Source organism: Roseateles sp. P5_E1, assembly GCF_054049335.1.
Genome location: NZ_JBFUMN010000263.1, coordinates 1 through 634 on the forward strand (window position 1 = coordinate 1; position 634 = coordinate 634).

The window sequence follows — 634 nt, forward strand, 5'->3', positions numbered from 1 at the left end:
AGTTCATCCCGCGCGATGGCATGCGCGTGCTCGCGCGCGGCCGGCTGACCCTGTACGAAGCCCGTGGCGAGTACCAGCTGGTACTGGACCACATGGAAGAAGCCGGCGAAGGTGCGCTGCGCCGCGCCTATGAACAGCTCAAGGCGCGCCTGGAGGCCGAAGGCCTGTTCGCGGCCGAGCGCAAGCGCCCGATGCCTGCGCACGTGCGGCGCCTGGCGGTGATCACCTCGCCCACCGGCGCGGCCGTACGCGACGTGCTCAGCGTGTTGCAACGTCGCTTCCCGCTGCTCGAAGTGGACCTGCTGCCCAGCCTGGTGCAGGGCGACAGCGCCGCGGCACAGATCACCGCGCTGCTGCGCGCGGCCGATGCCAGCGGCCGCTACGACGTGATCCTGCTGACCCGCGGTGGTGGCTCGCTGGAAGACCTGTGGGCGTTCAACGATGAACACCTGACCCGCGCCATTGCCGCCAGCCAGACCCCGGTGGTGTCGGCGGTGGGTCACGAAACCGACTTCAGCCTGGCCGATTTTGCCGCCGACCTGCGCGCGCCCACCCCGTCGGTGGCCGCCGAGCTGCTGGTGCCCGATCAGCGCGACCTGCACCTGCACGTGCGCCGGCTGGCCGCGCGGATGGT

1 protein-coding gene is annotated in these 634 nt (G+C 71.0%); it reads left to right on the forward strand.

Annotated elements, in window-relative coordinates; all coding sequences use genetic code 11:
* A partial coding sequence (gene xseA / locus ACXJKJ_RS30940) for an exodeoxyribonuclease VII large subunit (protein ID WP_457395369.1) occupies positions 1–634 on the forward strand: 634 nt, incomplete at both ends.